16 protein-coding genes and 1 tRNA gene are annotated in these 19711 nt (G+C 64.6%); 7 read left to right on the top strand and 10 right to left on the bottom strand.

Annotation, left to right across the window (positions count from 1 at the left end; all coding sequences use genetic code 11):
• The first annotated feature begins 286 nt into the window (after nt 1–286).
• On the top strand, nt 287–1051 hold the full coding sequence (locus AC07P1_RS02470) for a hypothetical protein (protein WP_494694342.1): 765 nt from the start codon (nt 287–289) through the stop codon (nt 1049–1051).
• Between the two features lie 24 nt (nt 1052–1075).
• On the opposite strand, the gene AC07P1_RS02465 is transcribed toward AC07P1_RS02470, so the two are convergent.
• The 3 genes from AC07P1_RS02465 to AC07P1_RS02455 form a co-directional block, all read right to left on the bottom strand.
• Nucleotides 1076–2629 (bottom strand): hybrid sensor histidine kinase/response regulator, encoded by a 1554-nt coding sequence (locus AC07P1_RS02465; RefSeq protein WP_494694341.1) that lies wholly within the window; start codon nt 2627–2629, stop codon nt 1076–1078.
• The gene (locus AC07P1_RS02460; RefSeq protein WP_494694340.1) at nt 2610–4115 is read right to left on the bottom strand and encodes an ATPase domain-containing protein; all 1506 of its coding nucleotides are present in this window, start codon (nt 4113–4115) and stop codon (nt 2610–2612) included. Before AC07P1_RS02460 ends, AC07P1_RS02465 begins: the two co-directional genes overlap by 20 nt.
• 115 nt (nt 4116–4230) lie before the next feature.
• Nucleotides 4231–6411 (bottom strand): diguanylate cyclase domain-containing protein, encoded by a 2181-nt coding sequence (locus AC07P1_RS02455; protein WP_494694339.1) that lies wholly within the window; start codon nt 6409–6411, stop codon nt 4231–4233.
• A gap of 251 nt (nt 6412–6662) precedes the next feature.
• Here AC07P1_RS02455 and AC07P1_RS02450 point away from each other — a divergent pair, with 251 nt between their 5' ends.
• The 5 genes from AC07P1_RS02450 to AC07P1_RS02430 all read left to right on the top strand — a co-directional run bounded on the left by AC07P1_RS02450 (nt 6663) and on the right by AC07P1_RS02430 (nt 14053).
• A complete protein-coding gene (locus AC07P1_RS02450) occupies nt 6663–7871 on the top strand; it encodes an efflux RND transporter periplasmic adaptor subunit (RefSeq protein ID WP_494694338.1) in 1209 nt (402 codons plus the stop codon).
• A 15-nt stretch (nt 7872–7886) separates the two neighbouring features.
• On the top strand, nt 7887–11030 hold the full coding sequence (locus tag AC07P1_RS02445; RefSeq protein WP_494694337.1) for an efflux RND transporter permease subunit: 3144 nt from the start codon (nt 7887–7889) through the stop codon (nt 11028–11030).
• Between the two features lie 11 nt (nt 11031–11041).
• Nucleotides 11042–12490 carry an AdeC/AdeK/OprM family multidrug efflux complex outer membrane factor gene (gene adeC / locus AC07P1_RS02440; RefSeq protein WP_494694336.1) on the top strand — a complete coding sequence of 483 codons (1449 nt, stop codon included), beginning with the start codon at nt 11042–11044 and terminating at the stop codon, nt 12488–12490.
• A gap of 145 nt (nt 12491–12635) precedes the next feature.
• A complete protein-coding gene (locus AC07P1_RS02435) occupies nt 12636–13247 on the top strand; it encodes a TetR/AcrR family transcriptional regulator (protein WP_494694335.1) in 612 nt (203 codons plus the stop codon).
• Between the two features lie 98 nt (nt 13248–13345).
• Nucleotides 13346–14053 (top strand): fumarylacetoacetate hydrolase family protein, encoded by a 708-nt coding sequence (locus AC07P1_RS02430; RefSeq protein WP_494694334.1) that lies wholly within the window; start codon nt 13346–13348, stop codon nt 14051–14053.
• A 5-nt stretch (nt 14054–14058) separates the two neighbouring features.
• Here AC07P1_RS02430 and AC07P1_RS02425 read toward each other — a convergent pair whose 3' ends face one another.
• Nucleotides 14059–14895 (bottom strand): SIR2 family NAD-dependent protein deacylase, encoded by an 837-nt coding sequence (locus AC07P1_RS02425; protein WP_494694333.1) that lies wholly within the window; start codon nt 14893–14895, stop codon nt 14059–14061.
• 100 nt (nt 14896–14995) lie between these two features.
• Between AC07P1_RS02425 and AC07P1_RS02420 the strand changes: the two genes are divergently transcribed.
• Nucleotides 14996–15072, top strand: a tRNA-Pro gene (locus AC07P1_RS02420).
• Between the two features lie 114 nt (nt 15073–15186).
• On the opposite strand, the gene AC07P1_RS02415 is transcribed toward AC07P1_RS02420, so the two are convergent.
• The 6 genes from AC07P1_RS02415 to AC07P1_RS02390 all read right to left on the bottom strand — a co-directional run bounded on the left by AC07P1_RS02415 (nt 15187) and on the right by AC07P1_RS02390 (nt 19634).
• Nucleotides 15187–16302, bottom strand: coding sequence for a tyrosine-type recombinase/integrase (locus AC07P1_RS02415; RefSeq protein WP_494694332.1), 1116 nt, complete (start codon nt 16300–16302; stop codon nt 15187–15189).
• On the bottom strand, nt 16299–16505 hold the full coding sequence (locus tag AC07P1_RS02410; RefSeq protein ID WP_494694331.1) for a DUF4224 domain-containing protein: 207 nt from the start codon (nt 16503–16505) through the stop codon (nt 16299–16301). Before AC07P1_RS02410 ends, AC07P1_RS02415 begins: the two co-directional genes overlap by 4 nt.
• A gap of 3 nt (nt 16506–16508) precedes the next feature.
• Nucleotides 16509–17018 (bottom strand): hypothetical protein, encoded by a 510-nt coding sequence (locus AC07P1_RS02405; protein ID WP_494694330.1) that lies wholly within the window; start codon nt 17016–17018, stop codon nt 16509–16511.
• Complete coding sequence (locus AC07P1_RS02400; protein WP_494694329.1) at nt 17015–17488, bottom strand: hypothetical protein; 474 nt, start codon at nt 17486–17488, stop codon at nt 17015–17017. The genes AC07P1_RS02405 and AC07P1_RS02400 overlap by 4 nt, the downstream gene beginning before the upstream one ends.
• An 11-nt stretch (nt 17489–17499) precedes the next feature.
• Nucleotides 17500–18489 carry an RNA-directed DNA polymerase gene (locus tag AC07P1_RS02395; RefSeq protein ID WP_494694328.1) on the bottom strand — a complete coding sequence of 330 codons (990 nt, stop codon included), beginning with the start codon at nt 18487–18489 and terminating at the stop codon, nt 17500–17502.
• A gap of 296 nt (nt 18490–18785) precedes the next feature.
• On the bottom strand, nt 18786–19634 hold the full coding sequence (locus AC07P1_RS02390; protein WP_494694327.1) for a four helix bundle protein: 849 nt from the start codon (nt 19632–19634) through the stop codon (nt 18786–18788).
• Between the last annotated feature and the right edge of the window lie 77 nt (nt 19635–19711).

Raw genomic sequence — 19711 nt, 5'->3', positions numbered from 1 at the left:
ATCACGCCGCGTGAGGGTCAACAAAAAACACTCCGGGGTCAGGTCCACCATTGCTACACGGGCTAAACCGTAGTGATTCCGAAAGCAACGATCGATCTCTCTACGCTCGAGCTCGTGTAGCAATGGTGGACCTGACCCCGGAGTTGTCCTACCAAAAAACGGCCATGCTGAAGGTTATAAATTGTAACTTACTAGTCGTTACAAATTACTGATTCAAATTGACAAGTTTTCTTTAGACTGCACGTCGGCGCCTCACGAGGGTGCCTTCTAAAACCAGGGGAAAACAATGTTCAAGCAAACCAAAATCATGTCCGTGCTGGCGCTGTCCGGCATGCTCGCCATGTCCACGCTGACCGCCTGCGGCGGCGGCACCGATGTCGTCGTCGGTCCGGCCAAACCGCCCGAGCCGGTGGCGCCGCCCAAGCCCGTCGCTTCGGTCATCACGGTCGATTTCAACGCCGGCATCGACGGCTGGAGCGCCGATGTCGCCGATTTCACCGACGAGACCAAGCCGATCGACGTGGCCGCCGCGTGGAAGGACCTGCCGGCGCCGCTGACGGGCAAGGGCTACTACCTGATCTCGACCAACAAGAGCGACGATGTGATGACCTTCGTCAAACGCCAGGTCGCCGGCTTCGTGCCGGGCGCGAAGTACGCGGTGACCTTCGCGATGCGCTATGCGACCGACGCGGGCACCGGTTGCTTTGGTGTGGGCGGCTCGCGCGGCGAGAGCATGTGGATGGTGGTCGCGGCCAGCGCCGACGAGCCGAAAGTGGTCAAGCAGGCCAACGACGAACTGCGCCTGAACCTCGAGCGCGGCAACCAGGCCGAATCGGGACGCCAGGGCAAGGTGATCGGCGTGCAGGGCGGCGAGGGCCTGGGCTGCAGCGGCGGCAAGTGGGCCACGCAGGAGCGCAAGTCGGACGAGGCGGTCGAACTGCAGGCCGACAAGGACGGCAAGTTCTGGATCGTGCTGGGCACCGATTCGGGCTTCGAATCGACCAACGCCCTGTATCTGCAAGGCGCCACGGTCAACGTCAAGCCGCTGTAACCGGCGGCTGTAACCCAAACCCTGTCAGCGCGCCGCCTGCACCTGCTCGCGGTTCTGGCGCGCACCGGCCAAGCGGACGATCTGCTCCAGCTCCACCGGCTTGACCAGGTGGTGGTCGAAGCCCGCTTCCACCGTGCGGCGGCGGGCGTCGCTCTGGCCCCAGCCGGTCAGGGCCAGCATCAAAATCCGCTCGGCGCCGGGGCGCTGGCGGATCGCCCGCGCCGTCTCGTAGCCGTCCATGCCGGGCATGCCCAGGTCCATGATGATCATGTCCGGCTGGTTCTCGGCGGCCATCGCCACGGCGGCCGCGCCGTCGTAGACGGTGCGCACGTCGAAACCGTCGATCTCCAGCAGCGCCGACAACGAATCGGCGGCGTCGGTGTTGTCGTCGACCACCAGCACCTTCATCTTGCGGCCATCGGCGGCGGCGGGGGAGGACAGCGGCACCGGCTCGCGCGCGCCGCTGTCGTTGACGACCGGGAGATGGATGACGAACTCGCTGCCCTTGCCGACCCCCTCGCTGTAGGCCTCGACGGTGCCGCCGTGCATTTCGGCGAACTGGCGCGACAGGCTCAATCCTATCCCCAAGCCGCTGGAGAACTGGCCCACCACGGTGTTGCTTTGCTCGAACATGCGGAAGATGCGCGGGATCGTTTCGGCATCCAGGCCGATGCCGTTGTCGCGCAACGACACGGTCAGGTTGTTGCGCTCGACCACGGCGCGCACCACCACGTTGCCGCCCTGCGGCGTGAACTTGATCGCGTTCGACAGGATGTTGGCGAAGATCTGCACCACGCGCGCGTAGTCGGCGTTGAGCATGATCTCGCTGGCGGGCAACTGCCAGGCCACGTGGATGCGCTTGGCGGCGGCCGCTTGCGCGCACAGTTCGCTGACGTGGTTCATCACCGACGCCAGGGTGACGAGCTGGCGCTGCAGCTTGATCTTGCCGCTGGTGATGCGGGCGACGTCGAGCAAGTCATCGACGAGGCGCGTCAGCAGGCGTACCTGGCGCTCGACCATGTCGCGGATGCGCGCCACCGGCGCCGCGTCCGGATACAGGTGCGTCAGCAGCGAGACCGAGGTGCGGATCGGCGCCAGCGGGTTGCGCAGTTCGTGGCCCAGGCTGGCGAGAAACTCGTCCTTGCGGCGCGCCGCCTCGCGCACCTGGTATTGCTTGTTGCGTGCCCGCAACGTCGAGTGCAGCGCGGTGATCAGGGTCAAGGTGCGCACCGGCCGTTCGATGAGGTTCAGGTTGCCCAGGCCGGCCACCGCCTGGCGCACCGTCTGCGAATCGGCGCCGCGGTGGGTCAGCAGCACGATCGGCAGGTCCGACCAGTCGGGCTGGCGCGACACCCAGTCCTGCAGCAGCTTGAAGCCGCCGGGGCCCAGCGCCTCCTCCACCGTCAGCACCGCGCCGGCGCCCAGCTCCAGCTGCGCGGCCAGGTCGGCCAGGGTATCGCAGACGTGGCTGTCGATCTGCGCCATCGCCAGCACCTTGGCCGCCAGCGGCCCGTCCTGGCCGAACGGCGCGTAAATCAGGATGCGCGTCTCCATCGTGTCAGCCTTGGGCGCCGTCAACGGGATGTCCGTGGCCGTCGCCGCCGGTGTAGGTCGGCACGCCTGTCAGGATGCCGTGGAAATTCTTGAGCACCTCGCCGACCTTGATGCCGTCGCGCGTGACCCGGAAGCGGCGGATGGTGCGCTCGTGCGCGCTGCCGCGCTTCTTGAACACGGAGATGGCCTGCCGCACCTCGCCGGCAGCCTCGAAGTAGCGCAGCATGATGACGTTGTCGGCGATGTAGCTGGCGTCGACCGAGGTGGTCATGCCGGTGCCGATCATGCCCTGCTGGACGCCGACGATGATGCTGACCACGCCGCGCTGGCCCAGGTACGTCAGCAGCTCGTGCAGGTAGATGGTCAGGAAGCGCTCGTCGGGCACCGCGTTCAGGTAGCCGTTCAGGCTGTCGATGACGACGATGCGCACGCCGCGCTCGACCGCCTCGACGATCGCGTGCGCGAACTGGCCCGGCGCCAGTTCGGCCGGGTCGATCTGCTGCACCGTCAGCAAGCCCTGGTCGAGGGCGCCGCTTAAATCCATGCCCAGGTTGCTGCATCGGTTGAGCATGTTGTTGCGCGCCTCCTCGAACAGGAACATGGCGCTGGCCTCGCCGCGCTGCGCTGCGGCGTGGATGAACTGCGCCGCCAGCGACGACTTGCCGGTGCCCGGCGGGCCGGAGATCAGGGTGCTCATGCCTTCCTCCAGGCCGCCGCCGATCAGCTGGTCCAGTTCCGGCAGGCCGCTCGAGAGCTGGCGGCGCAGGCTGTCGACGCGCGTGCGGGCCGCCACCAGGCGCGGATAGACGTGCAGGCCGCCCTTGATGATTTTGTAGTCGTGGGCGCCGCCGTGGAAGGCGATGCCGCGGTACTTGACCACGCGCACGCGGCGCCGCTCGGCGCCGTAGGCCTGGTCGGCCAACTCCAGCGTCAGCACGGCGTGCGCCACACTGCGCACCTGCAGGTCGGTCGACAGGGCGGTGCGGTCGTCGAGGAAGATGGTGGTGCAGGAGCGGCTGGTCAGGTACTGCTTGAGCGCGAGCACCTGGCGCCGGTAGCGCAGCGGGCTTTCGGCCAGCAGCTGCAGCTCGGACAGGGAGTCGAGCACCACGCGGCGCGGCTTGTATTTTTCGATCGCCGCGACGATGCGCTGGGTGGTGCTGCCCAGTTCAATCTCGGACGGGTGGAAGATGGTGTACTGCTGGTCCGGATCGAGCGCATTCTCGTTGGGGATGATCTCCTCGACCTGGATGCCGCCCATGTCCCAGCCATGGGACTCGGCCACGCTGCGCAACTCGACCGCCGTCTCGGCCAGCGTGATGTAGAGCACGGTCTCGCCCTGGCGCGCGCCCTCGTTGAGGAATTGCAACGCGAGGGTGGTTTTGCCGGTGCCCGGTTCGCCTTCGACCAGGTACAGGCGGTCGCGTGTCAGGCCGCCGGCCAGGACCATGTCCAGGCCGGGCACCCCGGTGGAGAGAAAAAGATTGGTGACGCTGTTTTGTGCTTCCATGGTCGAATCCGTGGCCTTGAGGTGCCTTAAATATTACCGGAAACGGGGAAAGAAGGGTTTTTGATATGAAAGATACGTACGCTAGCGAACAAAGCGCCGCGCTGCCGGCCGCAGGCTAGCCGTGCGCCATACGCTGCAAGCCCTGCTGCTTGTTGACGTACATGGCGCGGTCGGCCCGGCCGAGTAGCATTTCGATATCCTGCGGGTCGTCCGGGTGGTGCACGGCGATGCCGATGCTGGCGCCGAGTTGGACCGTGACGGTCTTGAGCGGGTACGGCCGGCGCAGCGCCGCCAGCAGCTTGTCGGCCGCCTCGCGGGCGTCGGCCTCGCAGTGCAGCATCTCGACGATGACGACGAACTCGTCGCCGGCCAGGCGGCCGACGGTGTCGGTCTTGCGCACCGCGCCGCGCACCCGCGCGGCGAACTGGCGCAGCAGCTCGTCGCCTTCGTCGTGGCCGTAGCGGTCGTTGATCTGCTTGAAGCGGTCAAGGTCGAGGAAATACACGGCGCAGCACTGGCGCAGGCGGCTGGCGCGCTGCGTCGCCTCGGTCAAGGTCTGCAGCAGCGCGCGCCGGTTGGGCAGGCCGGTGAGGGTGTCGCGCAGCGCCATCTCCTCCATTGACGCGAACAGTTTTTTGCGCTCGCTGATGTCGTGCAGGAAGGCGATGAACAGGTGGCCGCTGCTGCGCGGCACGTAGGCCAGCGAGATCTCGACCGGCAGTTCCCGGCAGTCGCGGTCGTGCAGGGTCACCTCGACGCGGCGGTTGAGCACGGCGGCCTCGCCGGCTGCGCCGACGCCCCCGCTGTCGCCGGCCTCGGCCAGCTGGCGCATGTCGCGCTCGTAGGCGCGGCGCAGCAGCGGCGGCAGCACCATCGCCGCCAGCGGCTGGCCGATCACCTCGGCGCGGGTCCAGCCCAGCAGCTTTTCGGCCTGGCGGTTCCAGTCCAGCACCACGCCGCCCTCGTCGAGGGCGATGAAGGCGTCGTGCGCGTTGTCGAGGATGGCGCGCAGCTCGGCCGCCCGTTCCTGCAGCAGCCGCTGCGTGCTGTGTTCCTGGGCCAGCGCGCGCTCCAGTTGCAGCGCCTTGCGGGCGATCTCGCGGGTGCGCTCGCCCACCGTCGATTCGAGCTTTTCGTTGAGCGCGCGTAGCGCCGCCAGATGGGACTGCTCGTTGTCGAGCATGCGCGCCAGCGCGCTCGACAACACCTGCACCTCGTGGAAGCTGTCGACCTGGACGATTTCCGGCAGGCCGGCGGCGCAGGCCGGCGCCGCCGAGCGCAATTCGAGGTTGCGGCTGAGGGCGTTGAGCGGGCGGGTGTAGCGCCGTGCGATGACGGCGGCGGCGGCCGCCATCGCCACGCCGAGGATGGCGCCCAGCAGCAGGATGCGCCGCTCCAGCGCCCGCGCCGAGGCCAGCGCCACGTCCTCCGGCTGGCGCACGATCACCGACCATGCCAGCGTGGCCGGATCGCCGGCCTTGCCGGTGAGCGAGTAGCCGCTCAGGTAGCTGCGGCCGTCGGCCCAGGTTTCCCGGACCGCGCCGGTGGCGCCGGTGCGCGCCAGCTTCAGGCTGTCGCTGGCCAGCTTGCGCTCCTCCATGCCCTTGGGGCCGAGGATGATGGTGCCATCGGCGCGCACCACGAAGATGTCGGCCGCGTAGGCCTGGTCGGCCGGCGCCACGATGGTTTGCGCCATGCGCCGCGCCCAGCCCCAGCTCATGTGCACGCACAGCACGCCGCGCGCGCTCCCGTCCGCGCCCGTCACCGGGCCGGCGGCGTCGACGAAGCGCCACGGGTCCACGCTGGCCGGCAATTTCTTGCCGAGCAGGGTGGCGGGGTGGAAGTCGCCGGCGTACAGCTTGTCGCGCGCGCCCTTGAACCAGTCGCGCCCGCCCACGTCGGCGCCCTCGAGCAGGCCTTGGGTGGCGGCGTAGACGCGCCCGTCCGGCGCGGCCAGGCCGATCCAGGCGTAGTCCGGGAAGGCTTTTTGCACGCTTTCGAGCACCGCGCGCACCTCGGCCGGCGACTTGGCGTCGCGCACCTGCGGCAGGTCGCTCAACAGCTGGACGTCGCCGGTGGCTTTCTGCTGCACGCGGTTGAGGGCGTCGCGTGTTTGCCAGGACAGTTGTTGCAGGCGCTGTCCGGCTTCACGCTCGGCATAGTTGAAGGCGAAATGCTCGACCAGGATCAGCAGCGAGAGCACGGTCAGCAGCACCGTGGCGCTAACGCCGGCCGTCACCAGCGTGGTGAGCCGAGGCCGGGCCGTGCGGAGGCTAAGGGCGGTCGATGTGGTCATAACGGCAAGTTTTTACTGTGCGTCGCGACTGAAAGATAACCGAAAGAAAGTAATTTCATTGTAGCACCGGAAAGTCCAGATGGTTCCGCTGTTATAGACAAATTTCCTTTGTGCAATCACATGCGCTCTGCGGAGACTTTCTTAAATCGCCCTTAAAGTTGCTACACATAATTAAATGCCGGCTTGACATAATTAGAATGATCGTTCATTCTATGGTTTGTGCTCATAATTTCTACAGAAAGTCCCAAGCCATGGAAGCTCTTTTCTGCAAACCGTCCCTGCGGACGGCCGGGGCAGCAGCCCTGATCACCGCAACCGTGCTCGTATCCGGTTGCTCCAAATCCACGCCCGCAGCACCTCAAACGCAGGTGGCGGAAGTGGGCGTTTTTAAGGTGGCGCCGCAAGCGCTGCAAATCACGACCGAACTGCCGGGCCGCACCGCCGCCTTCCAGGTGGCCGAAGTGCGCCCGCAGGTCAACGGACTGATACAAAAACGCCTGTTCGTCGAGGGCGCCGACGTCAAGGCCGGCACCGCCCTCTATCAGATCGACCCGTCGCTGTACCAGGCCAGCGTCAACTCGGCCAAGGCGGCCCTGGCCAAGGCCAAGGCCAGCGTGCTGACCAGCGGCCCCAAAGTCGCCCGTTATAAGGAGCTGGTCGCCATAGAAGGCGTCAGCCGCCAGGACTACGAGGACGCCGTCGCCGCCGACGCCCAGGCCAAGGCCGATGTGGAATCGGCCGCCGCCGCGCTGGAAGAGGCGCAGATCAACCTGCGCTACACCCACGTGTACGCGCCGATCAGCGGCCGTATCAGCCGTTCGACGGTGACCCCGGGCGCGCTGGTGACCGCCAACCAGACCGATCCCCTGACCACCGTGCAGCAGCTCGACCCGATCTACGTCGACATCACGCAATCGAGCGAAGACCTGCTGCGCCTTAAGCGCGAGATGGAAAACGGCAGCCTGAAACAATCGGGCCAGGCCAAGGTCACCCTGATGCTGGCCGACGGCAGCAAGTACGCGCAGGAAGGCAAGCTACAGTTCTCCGGCGTCTCGGTCGACACCAGCACCGGCAACGTGGTGCTGCGCGCCTTGTTCCCGAATCCTAAGAACGACCTGTTGCCGGGCATGTTCGTGCGCGCGGTGGTGGAGGCCGGCGTCGACGAGCAGGCCATCGCCGTGCCGCAGCAGGGCGTGAGCCGCAATCAGAAGGGCCAGGCCACCGCGCTGGTGCTCAACCCGCAGGGCAAGGTCGAACAGCGCGTGCTGGTCACCACCGGCACCCAGGGCGACAAATGGCTGGTCAAATCCGGCCTGGCCGCAGGCGACCTGTTGATCGTCGAAGGGCTGCAAAAAGTCAAACCGGGCGCGCCGGCCAAGGTGGCCGCAGCCGCTCCCGCCGCCGCTCCGGGCACGCCAGCCGCCGCAGCAGCCACTCCCGCCGCCAAAAGCGCGCACTAAGACGGGAGCCAGCTTATGTCACGTTTCTTTATTGACCGCCCCATCTTCGCCTGGGTGATCGCCATTGTGATCATGCTCGGCGGGATACTCGCGATCATGGGACTGCCGATCGCGCAGTACCCTAGCATCGCGCCGCCATCGATCTCGATCTCCGGTTCCTATCCGGGCGCCTCGGCGAAAACCGTGGAGGACGCCGTCACCCAGGTCATCGAACAAAAGATGAAGGGTATCGACGGCCTGCGCTACATGAACTCGTCGAGCGATTCGACCGGCGGCATCAGCATCACGCTGACCTTCCGCAGCGGCACCAATCCCGACATCGCCCAGGTGCAGGTGCAGAACAAGCTGCAACTGGCCACGCCGCTGCTGCCGGCCGCCGTCACCCAACAGGGCCTGGTGGTCAGCAAGGCCACCAAGAACTTCATGATGGTGCTCGGCTTTATCTCCGAGGACGGCAGCATGAAGCAGGCCGACCTGGGCGACTATGTGGCCGCCAACGTCATCGATCCGATCAGCCGCGTCGAAGGCGTGGGCGACGTCACCGCCTTCGGTTCGCAGTACGCCATGCGCATCTGGCTCGACCCGGCCAAGCTGCAAAGCTATCAACTGACGCCGGCCGACGTCACCGCCGCCATCACCGCGCAAAACACCGAGGTCTCCGCCGGTGAACTGGGCGGCCTGCCGGCCGCCAAGGGCCAGCAGCTCAACGCCACCGTGTCGGCGCAAAGCCGCCTGCAAACGGCCGAACAATTCGGCGCGATCCTGCTGAAAACCTCCGCCAATGGCGCCACCGTGCACCTGCGCGACGTCGCCAAAATGGAACTGGGCAGCGAGAACTACGCCGTGCTGTCGCGCTACAACGGCAACGCCGCCACTGGTATGGCCATCAAGCTGGCCACCGGCGCCAACGCGCTCGATACCGCCACCGCCGTCAAGGCCAAGGTCGCGGAACTGGAAAGACTGTTCCCGCCCGGGATGAAGGCCGTCGTCGCCTTCGACACCACGCCGTTCGTCAAGATCTCGATCGAGGAAGTCGTCAAGACCCTGATCGAGGCGATCGTGCTGGTGTTCCTGGTGATGTACCTGTTCCTGCAGAACTTCCGCGCCACCCTGATCCCGACCATGGCCGTGCCGGTCGTGCTGCTGGGGACTTTCGCCATCCTGTCGGTGCTTGGATACTCGATCAACACATTGACCATGTTCGCGGTGGTGCTGGCGATCGGCTTGCTGGTCGATGACGCCATCGTGGTGGTGGAAAACGTCGAGCGGGTGATGACGGAGGAGGGCTTGTCGCCGCTCGAGGCGACCCGCAAATCGATGACGCAGATTAGCGGCGCGCTGGTCGGCATCGCCATGGTGCTGTCGGCGGTGTTCGTGCCGATGGCCTTCTTCGGCGGTTCCACCGGCGTGATTTACCGCCAGTTCTCGATCACGATCGTCTCGGCGATGGTGTTGTCGGTGATCGTGGCGATGGTGTTTACGCCGGCGCTGTGCGCCACCCTGCTCAAGCCCGTACCGAAAGGCCACACGGCGATCAACACCGGTTTCTTCGGCTGGTTCAACCGCACGTTCGAAAAGAGCAGCCATAAGTACGAAGGCTTCGTCGGCAAGATCCTGAACCGTGGCGGCCGTTCGCTGGTGGTGTACGCGCTGATCCTCGGCGTGCTGGCCTTCGTGTTCATGCGCCTGCCGACCTCCTTCCTGCCGGAAGAGGACCAGGGCGTGCTGTTCACGCAGATCCAGCTGCCGACCGGCGCCACCCAGGAGCGCACGCTCAAGGTGATCGAAAAGGTCGAACAGCACTTCATGAACAACGAGAAGGAATCCGTGGCTTCGGTGTTCGCGGTGGCCGGCTTCAGCTTCGCAGGTAACGGCCAGAATACCGGTATCGCCTTCGTCCGCATGAAGGACTGGTCGGAGCGCAAGGGCGCCGACCACGCGGTCAACGCCATTGTGGGCCGCGCCATGGGGGCGTTCTCGCAGATCAAGGATGCGATGGTGTTCGCCTTCGCTCCTCCGGCCGTGCTGGAACTGGGTAACGCTTCCGGCTTCGACTTGCAGCTGCAGGACACGGGCGGCGTCGGTCACGAGGCCTTGATGGCCGCGCGTAACCAGATGCTGGGCATGGCCTCGCAGAGCAAGGTGCTGGTCGGCGTGCGTCCGAACGGCCAGGAAGACACGCCGCAGTACAAGATCACCGTCGACCAGCAGAAAGCCATCGCGCTGGGCCTGACCGTGGCCAACGTCAACCAGGTGTTGAGTAACGCCTGGGGTAGCGCCTACGTCAACGACTTCGTCGACCGTGGCCGCGTGAAGAAGGTGTACCTGCAAGGCCAGGCCGAATCGCGCATGGCGCCGGAAGACCTGAAGAAATGGTTCGTCCGTAACGCCGACGGCGAGATGGTGCCTTTCTCGGCCTTCTCGACCGGCGAGTGGATTTACGCCTCGCCGCGCCTGGAGCGCTACAACGGTTTGTCGTCGAGCGAGATCCTGGGCGCCCCGGCGCCGGGCCAGAGCTCGGGCACGGCGATGGCCGAAATCGAAGCCCTGGCGAAGAAGCTGCCGCCGGGTATCGGCTACGAGTGGACCGGCCTGTCGCTGGAAGAGCGCGACTCCGGCTCGCAAACCCTGGCGCTGTACGGCATCTCGATCCTGATCGTGTTCCTGTGCCTGGCCGCGCTGTATGAAAGCTGGTCGATTCCGTTCTCGGTGCTGCTGATCGTGCCGCTGGGCGTGGTCGGCGCGGTGCTGGCGACGTTCCTGTTCAAACTGTCGAACGACGTGTACTTCCAGGTCGGTCTGCTGACGGTGGTCGGCCTGGCGGCGAAGAACGCGATTCTGATCGTGGAATTCGCCAAGGACCTGCAGGAGCAGGGCGTCGAACTGCGTGACGCGACCTTGCAGGCGGTGCGCCAGCGTCTGCGTCCGATTCTGATGACGTCGATTGCTTTCGGTCTGGGCGTGCTGCCGCTGGCGATCAGCAGCGGCGCCGGTTCGGGCAGCCAGAACGCCATCGGTATCGGCGTGCTGGGCGGGATGCTGACGTCCACGTTCCTCGGCATCTTCTTCGTACCGCTGTTCTTTGTGCTGGTGCGCGGCTTCTTCAGCAAGAAGAAGGTCACGCCACCGGCGCCAACCTCGCAATTGGAGGCGCATTAATCATGAAAATCATGCATAAGTCTTTAATCACCATGGCCGCGCTGGCGCTGCTGGCCGGTTGCAGCCTGGCGCCGACATATGAGCGTCCGGCCGCCCCGGTCGGGCAGGCCTGGCCGGCCGGTGAAGCATACAACGGCGTGCCGCCGGCCGCCGCCGACGCCAAGCCGGTGTCGGAAATCCAGTGGCGCGAGTACTTCGCCGACGAGCGCCTGCGCAAGGTGATCGAGCTGGCGCTGGCCAACAACCGCGACCTGCGCGTCTCGGTGCTCAACATCGAGCGCGCCCGCGCCGAGTACAACATCCAGACGGCGGCGCTGCTGCCGAAGGTGAATGCGGGTGTCAGCCAGAGCGCCAGCCGCACGCCTGCCAATATGACCGGCACCGGCGAGGCGGCAATCGTGCGCCAGTACAGCGGCGGGCTGTCGATGCCGTCGTATGAGCTGGACTTCTTCGGCAAGGTGCGCAACGCCTCCGAAGCGGGCTTGCAGACCTACCTGGGCACCGAGGAGGCGCGCCGCACGCAGCAAATCAGCCTGGTGGCCGAAGTGGCCAACGCCTATCTGACCCTGACGGCCGACCAGCAGCGTTTGAAGCTGGCGGCGGAAACCTTGAGCAGCCAGCAGATCACCTATGATTTGAGCCGCAAGCGCTTCGAGAACGGCGTCACCTCCGGCGTCGACATGTACGACGCCGAGACCAGCGTGCAGGCCGCGCGCAACGACGTCGCCACCTACACCGCGCAGGTGGCGCTGGACCAGAACGCGCTGAACCTGCTGGTGGGCGGCACCGTGCCGGCCGACCTGATGCCGGCCGACGAACTCAATCCGGTCACGCAACTGGCCGCGATTCCGGCCGGACTGCCGTCCGACTTGCTGCGCAACCGTCCCGACGTGCAGCAGGCCGAGCGCACGCTGCGCGCCGCCAACGCCAACATCGGCGTGGCGCGCGCCGCCTTCTTCCCCAGCATTTCGCTGACGGCGTCCGGCGGCAGCGCGAGCCGCAACCTGTCCGGATTGTTCAAATCCGGTTCGGGCACGTGGAGCTTCCTGCCGCAGGTCACCTTGCCGATCTTCGACGGCGGCGTCAATCGCGCCAATCTGAGTATCGCCAAGACGGACCGCGACATCTATGTGGCGCAGTACGAGAAGGCGATCCAGGTCGCCTTCCGCGAGGTGGCCGACGCCTTGGCCACGCGCGGCACGATCGACGAGCGTTTGGCGTCGCAACAGGCCCTGGTGGACGCGGCGGAGAAAAGCTTCAAGATCAACGACGCCCGTTACCGCAAGGGCGCCGACACGTATCTGAACGCGCTGGTGTCGCAGCGCGCGCTGTATTCGGCCCAGCAGGGCTTGATCAGCACGCGCCTGAACCAGACCAGCAACGCCGTCACCCTGTACAAGGTGCTCGGCGGCGGCTGGCAACCTGAGGTTGCTCAACAAGGCAATCCGCCGCGCGGCTAGACTTTTGGAAGCGGGCGGTGGGCGCCGCGGCCATTTCACACGGCTGTTGCGCGCCCGCCGCATCGACCCAAGGGTGGATTGACAAACCCGGTCGGCATCGCCACAGTTCCGCACCTAGGCATAGAGAGAGACCCAAGGACACGACATGACTACCCCCGCAAAACGACGCACCGACCCGGAACGTGCGCAGAACCGCCGCAACCAGGTGCTGGAGGCGGCGGCCGTGTGCTTCGCGCGCAGTGGCTTTCACGGCGCCAGCATGTCCGAGATTTCCAAGCAAGCCGGCATGAGCGCCGGCCATATCTACAATTACTTCGACAGCAAGGACGCCATTATCATGGCGATCGTCGAGCGCGAGAGCGAGTACGTCACCGGGCTGCTGGTCGACCTGCAAACGCGCGACGACCCCTTGCAGGCCATGATCGACGATGCGCGCCGCCATATCGACGAGACGCTCGATCCGCAGCCCTGGCATGTGCCGCTGGAGATGTACGCGGAAGCGTCGCGCAATCCGGTGATCGCCGCCAAACTGCAGGTGCACGAGGAAAAATCGCGCATGCAATTGCGACTGCTGGTCAAGGAGGGGCGCGAGCGTCGAAACCTGCCGGTGGACGACCAACTGGTCGACGGTCGCGTCGACACCATCATCTCGTACTTCCAGGGCTTGCCCATCCGCGCGCTGAACCGGCCCAATATGAACCGCGACGGCTTGGCGGAATCCTTCCGCGTCGCGATGACCGCGCTGTTGATGACCTGATTCGGCCGAACGAATTTGTCTCGTAGTGTTTCCGGCCGAGCAGGCCGGTTTTTGTTGTTGTACCATGGCTGATCTCCCATTCCAGCCATCGGAGCATCATGACTTCCTACGTTATTCCCGCCCACGACATCGTCGGCCTGCCGGTCGCCGGCACCACCGATTTGTTCCCCGTTCGCCGCGTCTACTGCGTTGGCCGCAACTACGCCGCCCACGCGCGCGAGATGGGCTACGACCCGGATCGCGAACCGCCATTCTTCTTCTGCAAACCGAACGATGCCCAGGCGCTGGTCCCGGTCGCGCCGGGGCAGGTGGTGGAGCTGCCGTATCCGCAAGTGACCAACAACCTGCACTACGAGTGCGAGCTGGTGGTCGCCATCGGCAAGGGCGGCAGCGACATCGCCGTGGAAGACGCGGCGCAGCACATCTTCGGCTATGCGGTGGGCCTGGACATGACGCGCCGCGATTTGCAGTTCAAGATGCGCGACGCCGGCCGGCCATGGGAAATCGGCAAAGCCTTCGACTACTCGGCGCCGATCGGCGTGATCCACCGCGCCGCCGAAGCGGGCGACATCGGCCACGCCGCGATACGGCTGGACGTCGACGGCGTGACCAGGCAGTCGGCCACCATCGACCACTTGATCTGGTCGATCAGCGAAACCATCGCCAATTTATCGACCTTGTTCGCGCTGGCGCCGGGCGACCTGATTTTCAGCGGCACGCCGGAGGGCGTGGGCGCCGTGGTGCGCGGGCAGACCCTGACCGGCAAGGTCGACGGCCTGTCCGGCATCGCCTTCAAATTGGTGTAAATCGTTTAGAGCAGGGCGTCGACGGCGGCCAGGCCGGCCAGGGCGCCCATCGGCAGGCCGACGTCGCGGGCGCCGGCCACCTGTGGTTCGCGCGGATTGATGCGTATCATGCGGCCGCCATGCCGCTGGATCACGCGCTGGCCGAAGTGGCGCACCGACGGTATCGCCACGCCGGCGCCCAGTTCCACGACCAGCGGCCGCCGGGCTTTTTCCAGCAGCGCAGTCAAACGCCTCTCCTGCATCGCCGAGCGGTGTTCATTCCAGCCCCAGTCGCCGAACATCAGGATGTTCGGCCGCGCCAGCGCGCCGCAGCGCGGACAGGTCGGCGGCTGGTTCAGTAGCCGGCAGGCGTCGTTATCCACCTCCGGTCGAAAATCGTCGGCGCTCCAGATCTCGCCGTCGCAGGGCGCCAGGCATTGCAGGTGGTGGATGGAGCCGTGGCATTCGTAGATTCGCTGCGGATCGAAGCCGGCACGCTGGAATTGGCCGTCGACGTTGCTGGTGAAAATGCCGTAGCCGTGGTCCATGCGGGTGCCCCAGTCCTTGAGCATGGCGAAACCGGCGTGCGGCGCGGTGTCTCGGTACAGTTTGAGGCGATGGCCGTAGAAACCCCAGGCCAGCGACGGATCGGCGCGGAAGGTGTCCGGCGAGGCGACGCTGGTGAATTCCATCCGTGCGCGGGCGAGGGCGGGGTAGGCTTGCCAGAAGCCCTGGTTGCCGCGAAAATCCGGCAAACCGGAATCGACGCCCATGCCGGCGCCGGCGGCGATCACCAGCAGATCGGCGTCGGAGACCAGGGCGGCCGCTTGTTCGAGCAGGTGGGCGGATGTGGGTTCGGACATGGCGGATATCTTAGCCGTGTACGCGAGGGAATTCCATGCCACTGTGGCGCAAAGCAAACATGACAAATACTTAAAGCGACTGCTATAATTGCGAATTCGTCGGGGCGTAGCGCAGCCTGGTAGCGTACGTGCATGGGGTGCACGGGGTCGGAGGTTCGAATCCTCTCGCCCCGACCAATAGAATCAAAGACTTACAGCGAAAGCTGTACAAAAAAGCAGTGCTGTATATTATACGAAATATAATATACAGCACTGCTTTTGTCTTTTCCGGCGGTGTGACTGCGGCCTCAATTAAGCCCAGGGAAGGTCCATGTCGATGCTCGACACGTCCGGTATCGCCTCCTTGATGTAGATGTCGGTGGTGTCGCCCGAGGTGTGTGCCAGTCGATCCTGAATGTGTTTTCGATTCTCGCCGCGCCGCGCCGCATCGGTGGCGCCGAGCGCCCGGATGTCCTTGAACGTCACGTCATCGGTCATCCCGATACGCTCTTTGGCGCGGTCCCACATCGATATCAGTCCTGATTTCGCGTACGGAGTGCCCTTCTGGGTCGGAAACAAATAAGGGCTGATGATCCCGTATTTACGCTTGATTTCGCGAGCTGTGTCGATTACACGCTGGATTGACGGGGTGACGACGATGTCCACCACCTTGCCGCTCGTCTTCATGGTCTTGCTCGGCTTTATTCGTATATGCCCGCCTTCTATCTGCGCCTCCTTCAGCGTCCGGATGTCGATCGCGCGCGCCCACAGCAGATAGGACATGTCGATTATGCAAGCGAACATCGGGCCGCTGGCCGTTGGGATGACCTGGCCGGTGTCCTTTCGCGGCTTGCTCTGCATGCCGGCGGCGCGGATCTTCTGAATCTGCTCGTGGGTGGCCAGCACCTCGCGCCGGCGGGTTTGATAGTCGGACATGTCGAGCTGGTCGACGGGGTTGTCCTGACGCAGTCCCATTTCCCCAATGATGTAGCGGAACAGCTTGCCCATCAGCGCGGCGTATTTCTTCGCCGTGTTGGCCTTGCCCTTGAAGCGGTCGCGCAGGAAGCCGGCGCACTCTTTCGTCGTGACCTGGGCGGCATGAAAGTCCTCGAACTCGTCGGCAATGACATCGAGAAAGCGAGCGTACTGCTCCCGTGTCTCCTGAGAATAGCGCCCGAGCTTATTGGCCTTGAACTCGCCGCACGCGTGCGGCATGCTGCCTTCTATCGACGTCGCGGCACCGAGCAGCTGCGCCAGCGCCGTGAGCATAGCCGTTTCGCCTTCGTGCTCGTACGCGAGGTGTATCCACCACTGTTTTTTTCCTGTCTTGGGAACGAGCATCGGCTCCGGGGCCAGGAACCGATACGCGCCGCTTTTCAGGTACACGCGGCGCGGAAGTCCGCGATTTGTTTTTCGATGGCGATTCATTTACGTGACGATTTCCGTTGCGGCGCCGGCGCTACAGGCGCGGCTGTCGGATGGATAAGGTGCATACGGAGGACCCGGACCGTGTTGTCCCGCAGCCGCGTAGCCGGCACGCCCATTTCCTTGAGCTTGCGTAGCTGCTCGGCGGCGCGTCGGTAGTGAGTCAAATCGACAATTTCTTCTGTATCGAGGAACAGGCTGCTCATGGCCTACCCTTTCTGTGGTTCGGCAGCGGCGTCCGGCGCGAGGTGCGTGGCCACCCACTTGCGCACCTCTTTCCAACGCTCTAGTCCTGCATTTTCGTTTTCAACTCGAATGCTGATAAATCGTTGCTGCCGGTGCTGTATTGGCCCAAAAACTTCGACTTCCACCAACGTCGTATCGCTCACGTGGTCATCGTTCACCCACATTATTTCGCGGGCCAACTGTTCGGCGATATTGAACTTTGGCCCCAACGATTCCACGTCGTAGGTGTCGATGGCCGCCAGATCCAGGCCGCGCGCTCGGCCGACGAGGCCGAGTGCACAGAACTGGCCATCCGCCTCCAGTTCGCCTGCCACCAGCCGCTTAACCGGCATCGCGTCGAGCGTCTCCAGCAATTCACGCAGAAGCGCCTGGCCGCGCTTTCCCCGGATTGCCGACATCACCTGTGCGCGATACCGGCCGAGCGCCAACGGATCATCGCCATCGTAATCATCGCTATATCCGCTGCGGCTCATGCTGCACCACCTTTCTTTGCGACGGTGAGGCGGTCAATGCGCTCGATCTCTGCGATGACCAGCGCGCCGGCCCGGACCAATTCGACGCGGCGATCTGCGGGCCGTACCGGTCCCCAGTCCGCCGGAACGATCGCCTCACCCCAAGTCGAGCCGTAGCCGGTTTCTTCAGCCGGCCAATCGCGCGCTGCTGGCGGCATGGCGTAGAAGGTGGCGTAGGCTGCGATTTCGTCGTTCCGGTGCTCGTCGTCGTGATCGAAACTATAGCCTTCCTGCGTGATCTGCCGGCGGCGTTCAGCCAACACGTCGCGTGCCGCTCCACTCAAGCTCATGCCTCCCGACTGCAGGCCGGCGGTCAAAGGGTGGTCGGTCATCGACTTTTCGAACGCCTCGGCCTCCGTGTACTTCGGCGCCTCCATGCCGGCGTCGCGAAGATCGCGCAGTCGGCAGAAATCGGCATAGATTTTATGCATGTCATATCTCCTCAAAAGGTCGAGCCTGTGTGGCTCAGCATGGCGTGGTAGGACCGGATTGCGGCGCTACGGTCCTGGCCGCCGGTCTCGTGCTGCCGGAGGCGATTCAGGTACCGCTTGCGGCCGTAGGAGCCGGCAGAGATGTGTTTCGGCCAGACGACGTAGCCAAGGAACGGGATGCCGGCCGCGACCGGAGCCAACCGGATTTTCTTGGGGTGCAGCGTCAGGCCGTCGGCGGCCAGCTTGGCCACCAGATCTGCACTGATCTGCAGCAGCTGCTCGCGCGACTCGGCCAGGATGACCATGTCGTCCACGTAGCGCAGATAGCATTTGATGCCCAGCTCCTGCTTGACCCAGTGGTCGAAGTCGCACAAGTAAATGTTCGCGAATAGCTGGCTCGACAAATTCCCGATCGGCATTCCCTTTTCTCGCGTGCGGCGGTACATGCTGTCGGCAGGGAACAGGTCATCGTAGTCGCCGTTGGTGCGGAACGAGTCGATCAGATCCACCAGCAGCCGCCGAACGTCCTGGTCGCCGATATAGCGCAGCACGCGCGCCTTCAGCAACGAGTGGTTGACCGAATAAAAATATTTCGAGATATCGACCTGCAACGCCCATGTGTTCGCCGGCCGGCGCGCGAATTCTGCCAGGCGTCGCACGGCGGCATGCGTTCCGCGCCCGGGCAGGTTGCCGAACGTGTCGTGGATGAAGCGCGGTTGCCAGATGGGCAGCAGGTGCTGGTAGAGCATCCAGTGCACGATGCGGTCCTTCATCGGTGCGTCGACCACCTGGCGGAATTTCTTCTCCTGCACCGTGAACGTCTTGTACGGCCCGAACGTGTAGCTGCGGCTGCGCAGCTGCTCCTGGATAGTCAGCAGGTAGCGGAGTGTGTCGTCGCCGAAGCGCTGCACGCGCAGGCTCCCAGATTTGCATCGCTTAGCATTGCGCCAGTACGAGTGCAGCACCGGCAGCGCCGTCATGTCGGTGAACTTGGTCGTCACGCTGCCGCGTTCCGCTGCGGCACTCGGGAGCCCCGCAGCGGTTTTCGGTTTGGCGCCAGGCCGTGCTTTCGGGATTATCCCAGGAGACTCTCGACCAAGAATAGACCCTCCGCCGGCGCGCGGCCGGTCGTCTGGGCATGTAATTTTTGGGTCAGCGGAACCCGACGTTGTCGTTGCGGTTGTCGGGCGAGTCGTTGTTGAGATTGAACACGCCGGCATTGTCCTCGGAGTTGAAGTAGCCGCCCCGGATGAGCGCATTGCCGGACCCTGCAGAAAGCCCCCTTCGTTGTGCTGGATCATACGGCCGCCTTGACGGAGCGCAGCAGGCCTCCGGTCAGCCGACCAAGCTCAACGGCTAAGGCAGCTCCGCTTGCGCTGAACTTGAGCTGTCTTAGCCGTGCAGCCTGTTCGAGGTAGTGCTTGAGCAAATCAATCTCTGCTGAAATATCGCGCAGCACCGCCGACTTATCGATCGTCAGGCCATACGCGAAAATGCCACGCATCACACGCGCCATGCACAGGCGCATGTTCTCGCCGTACGTCACACGAATGTCCCTCGGCATCTTGACGATCTCGCCGAGCAACAGGTCGTCGAGGTCGCGGCCAAACGATTTCAGTTTAAAGTCGTTCCCGTTCGGGTTGGCGAGCAGCTGGCGGGTGCCAGCCTTCAACAGCTCGCCGCGCTGGCGCAGATCCTCGATGACGGTCGCCACGATGTCATCCGACACGGCGCCCAATACCGCTACGTTCGTGTTGACGTGATCGGAAACGTAGTGCGTGCGGCCGCTGGCGCTGCTGCCGAGCGCGACCACGTAAGGGATGCCGAACTCGTCAACCATCGGCCACAACCGCTGTTTGAAATTCCCAGCAGGGAAACCGACGCGGATGTGCGGCGCCGCCGACGTGCCCACCAGTTTCAGCTTGTACTTTTTTAGCATGCTGAGCGCGTAGGCGGTGCGGTCGTACCCGTGCAGGAACAATCCGGCCTGGACCAGTATCAGGTGGCCGGGATACTTCTCTTCCAGCGCCTTGGAGATGCGCGCAATCGGCTCATCCTTGCCCATGCCCAGCTCGATACCCCGGACCGATTTGATGGAAAATCGAGCCAGTTCATCGCTGGTGGGGTGTTGTGATTTATCGTTCACATTTCGCCTTGTGGTTTTCTTTGAATGCCCCTCCCGCCGCTGCGCGGAAGGAGGGAGCCGGTGACCCGGGGCCAGAC

The sequence above is a fragment of the Duganella sp. GW821-FHT07F09 genome (assembly GCF_059418705.1).
The sequence above is the reverse complement of the archived record's forward strand: the minus strand, read 5'-3'. Positions and strand labels throughout refer to the sequence as shown.

What these genes read in the sequence shown, in the direction of transcription:
- AC07P1_RS02410 (WP_494694331.1), bottom strand. Translation starts at nt 16,505, where the DNA reads ATGAGCAGCCTGTTCCTCGATACAGAAGAAATTGTCGATTTGACTCAC.
- AC07P1_RS02455 (WP_494694339.1), bottom strand. Translation starts at nt 6,411, where the DNA reads ATGACCACATCGACCGCCCTTAGCCTCCGCACGGCCCGGCCTCGGCTC.
- AC07P1_RS02460 (WP_494694340.1), bottom strand. Translation starts at nt 4,115, where the DNA reads ATGGAAGCACAAAACAGCGTCACCAATCTTTTTCTCTCCACCGGGGTG.
- AC07P1_RS02430 (WP_494694334.1), top strand. Translation starts at nt 13,346, where the DNA reads ATGACTTCCTACGTTATTCCCGCCCACGACATCGTCGGCCTGCCGGTC.
- AC07P1_RS02445 (WP_494694337.1), top strand. Translation starts at nt 7,887, where the DNA reads ATGTCACGTTTCTTTATTGACCGCCCCATCTTCGCCTGGGTGATCGCC.
- AC07P1_RS02400 (WP_494694329.1), bottom strand. Translation starts at nt 17,488, where the DNA reads ATGCATAAAATCTATGCCGATTTCTGCCGACTGCGCGATCTTCGCGAC.
- AC07P1_RS02435 (WP_494694335.1), top strand. Translation starts at nt 12,636, where the DNA reads ATGACTACCCCCGCAAAACGACGCACCGACCCGGAACGTGCGCAGAAC.
- AC07P1_RS02450 (WP_494694338.1), top strand. Translation starts at nt 6,663, where the DNA reads ATGGAAGCTCTTTTCTGCAAACCGTCCCTGCGGACGGCCGGGGCAGCA.
- AC07P1_RS02470 (WP_494694342.1), top strand. Translation starts at nt 287, where the DNA reads ATGTTCAAGCAAACCAAAATCATGTCCGTGCTGGCGCTGTCCGGCATG.
- adeC (WP_494694336.1), top strand. Translation starts at nt 11,042, where the DNA reads ATGCATAAGTCTTTAATCACCATGGCCGCGCTGGCGCTGCTGGCCGGT.
- AC07P1_RS02425 (WP_494694333.1), bottom strand. Translation starts at nt 14,895, where the DNA reads ATGTCCGAACCCACATCCGCCCACCTGCTCGAACAAGCGGCCGCCCTG.
- AC07P1_RS02405 (WP_494694330.1), bottom strand. Translation starts at nt 17,018, where the DNA reads ATGAGCCGCAGCGGATATAGCGATGATTACGATGGCGATGATCCGTTG.
- AC07P1_RS02415 (WP_494694332.1), bottom strand. Translation starts at nt 16,302, where the DNA reads ATGAATCGCCATCGAAAAACAAATCGCGGACTTCCGCGCCGCGTGTAC.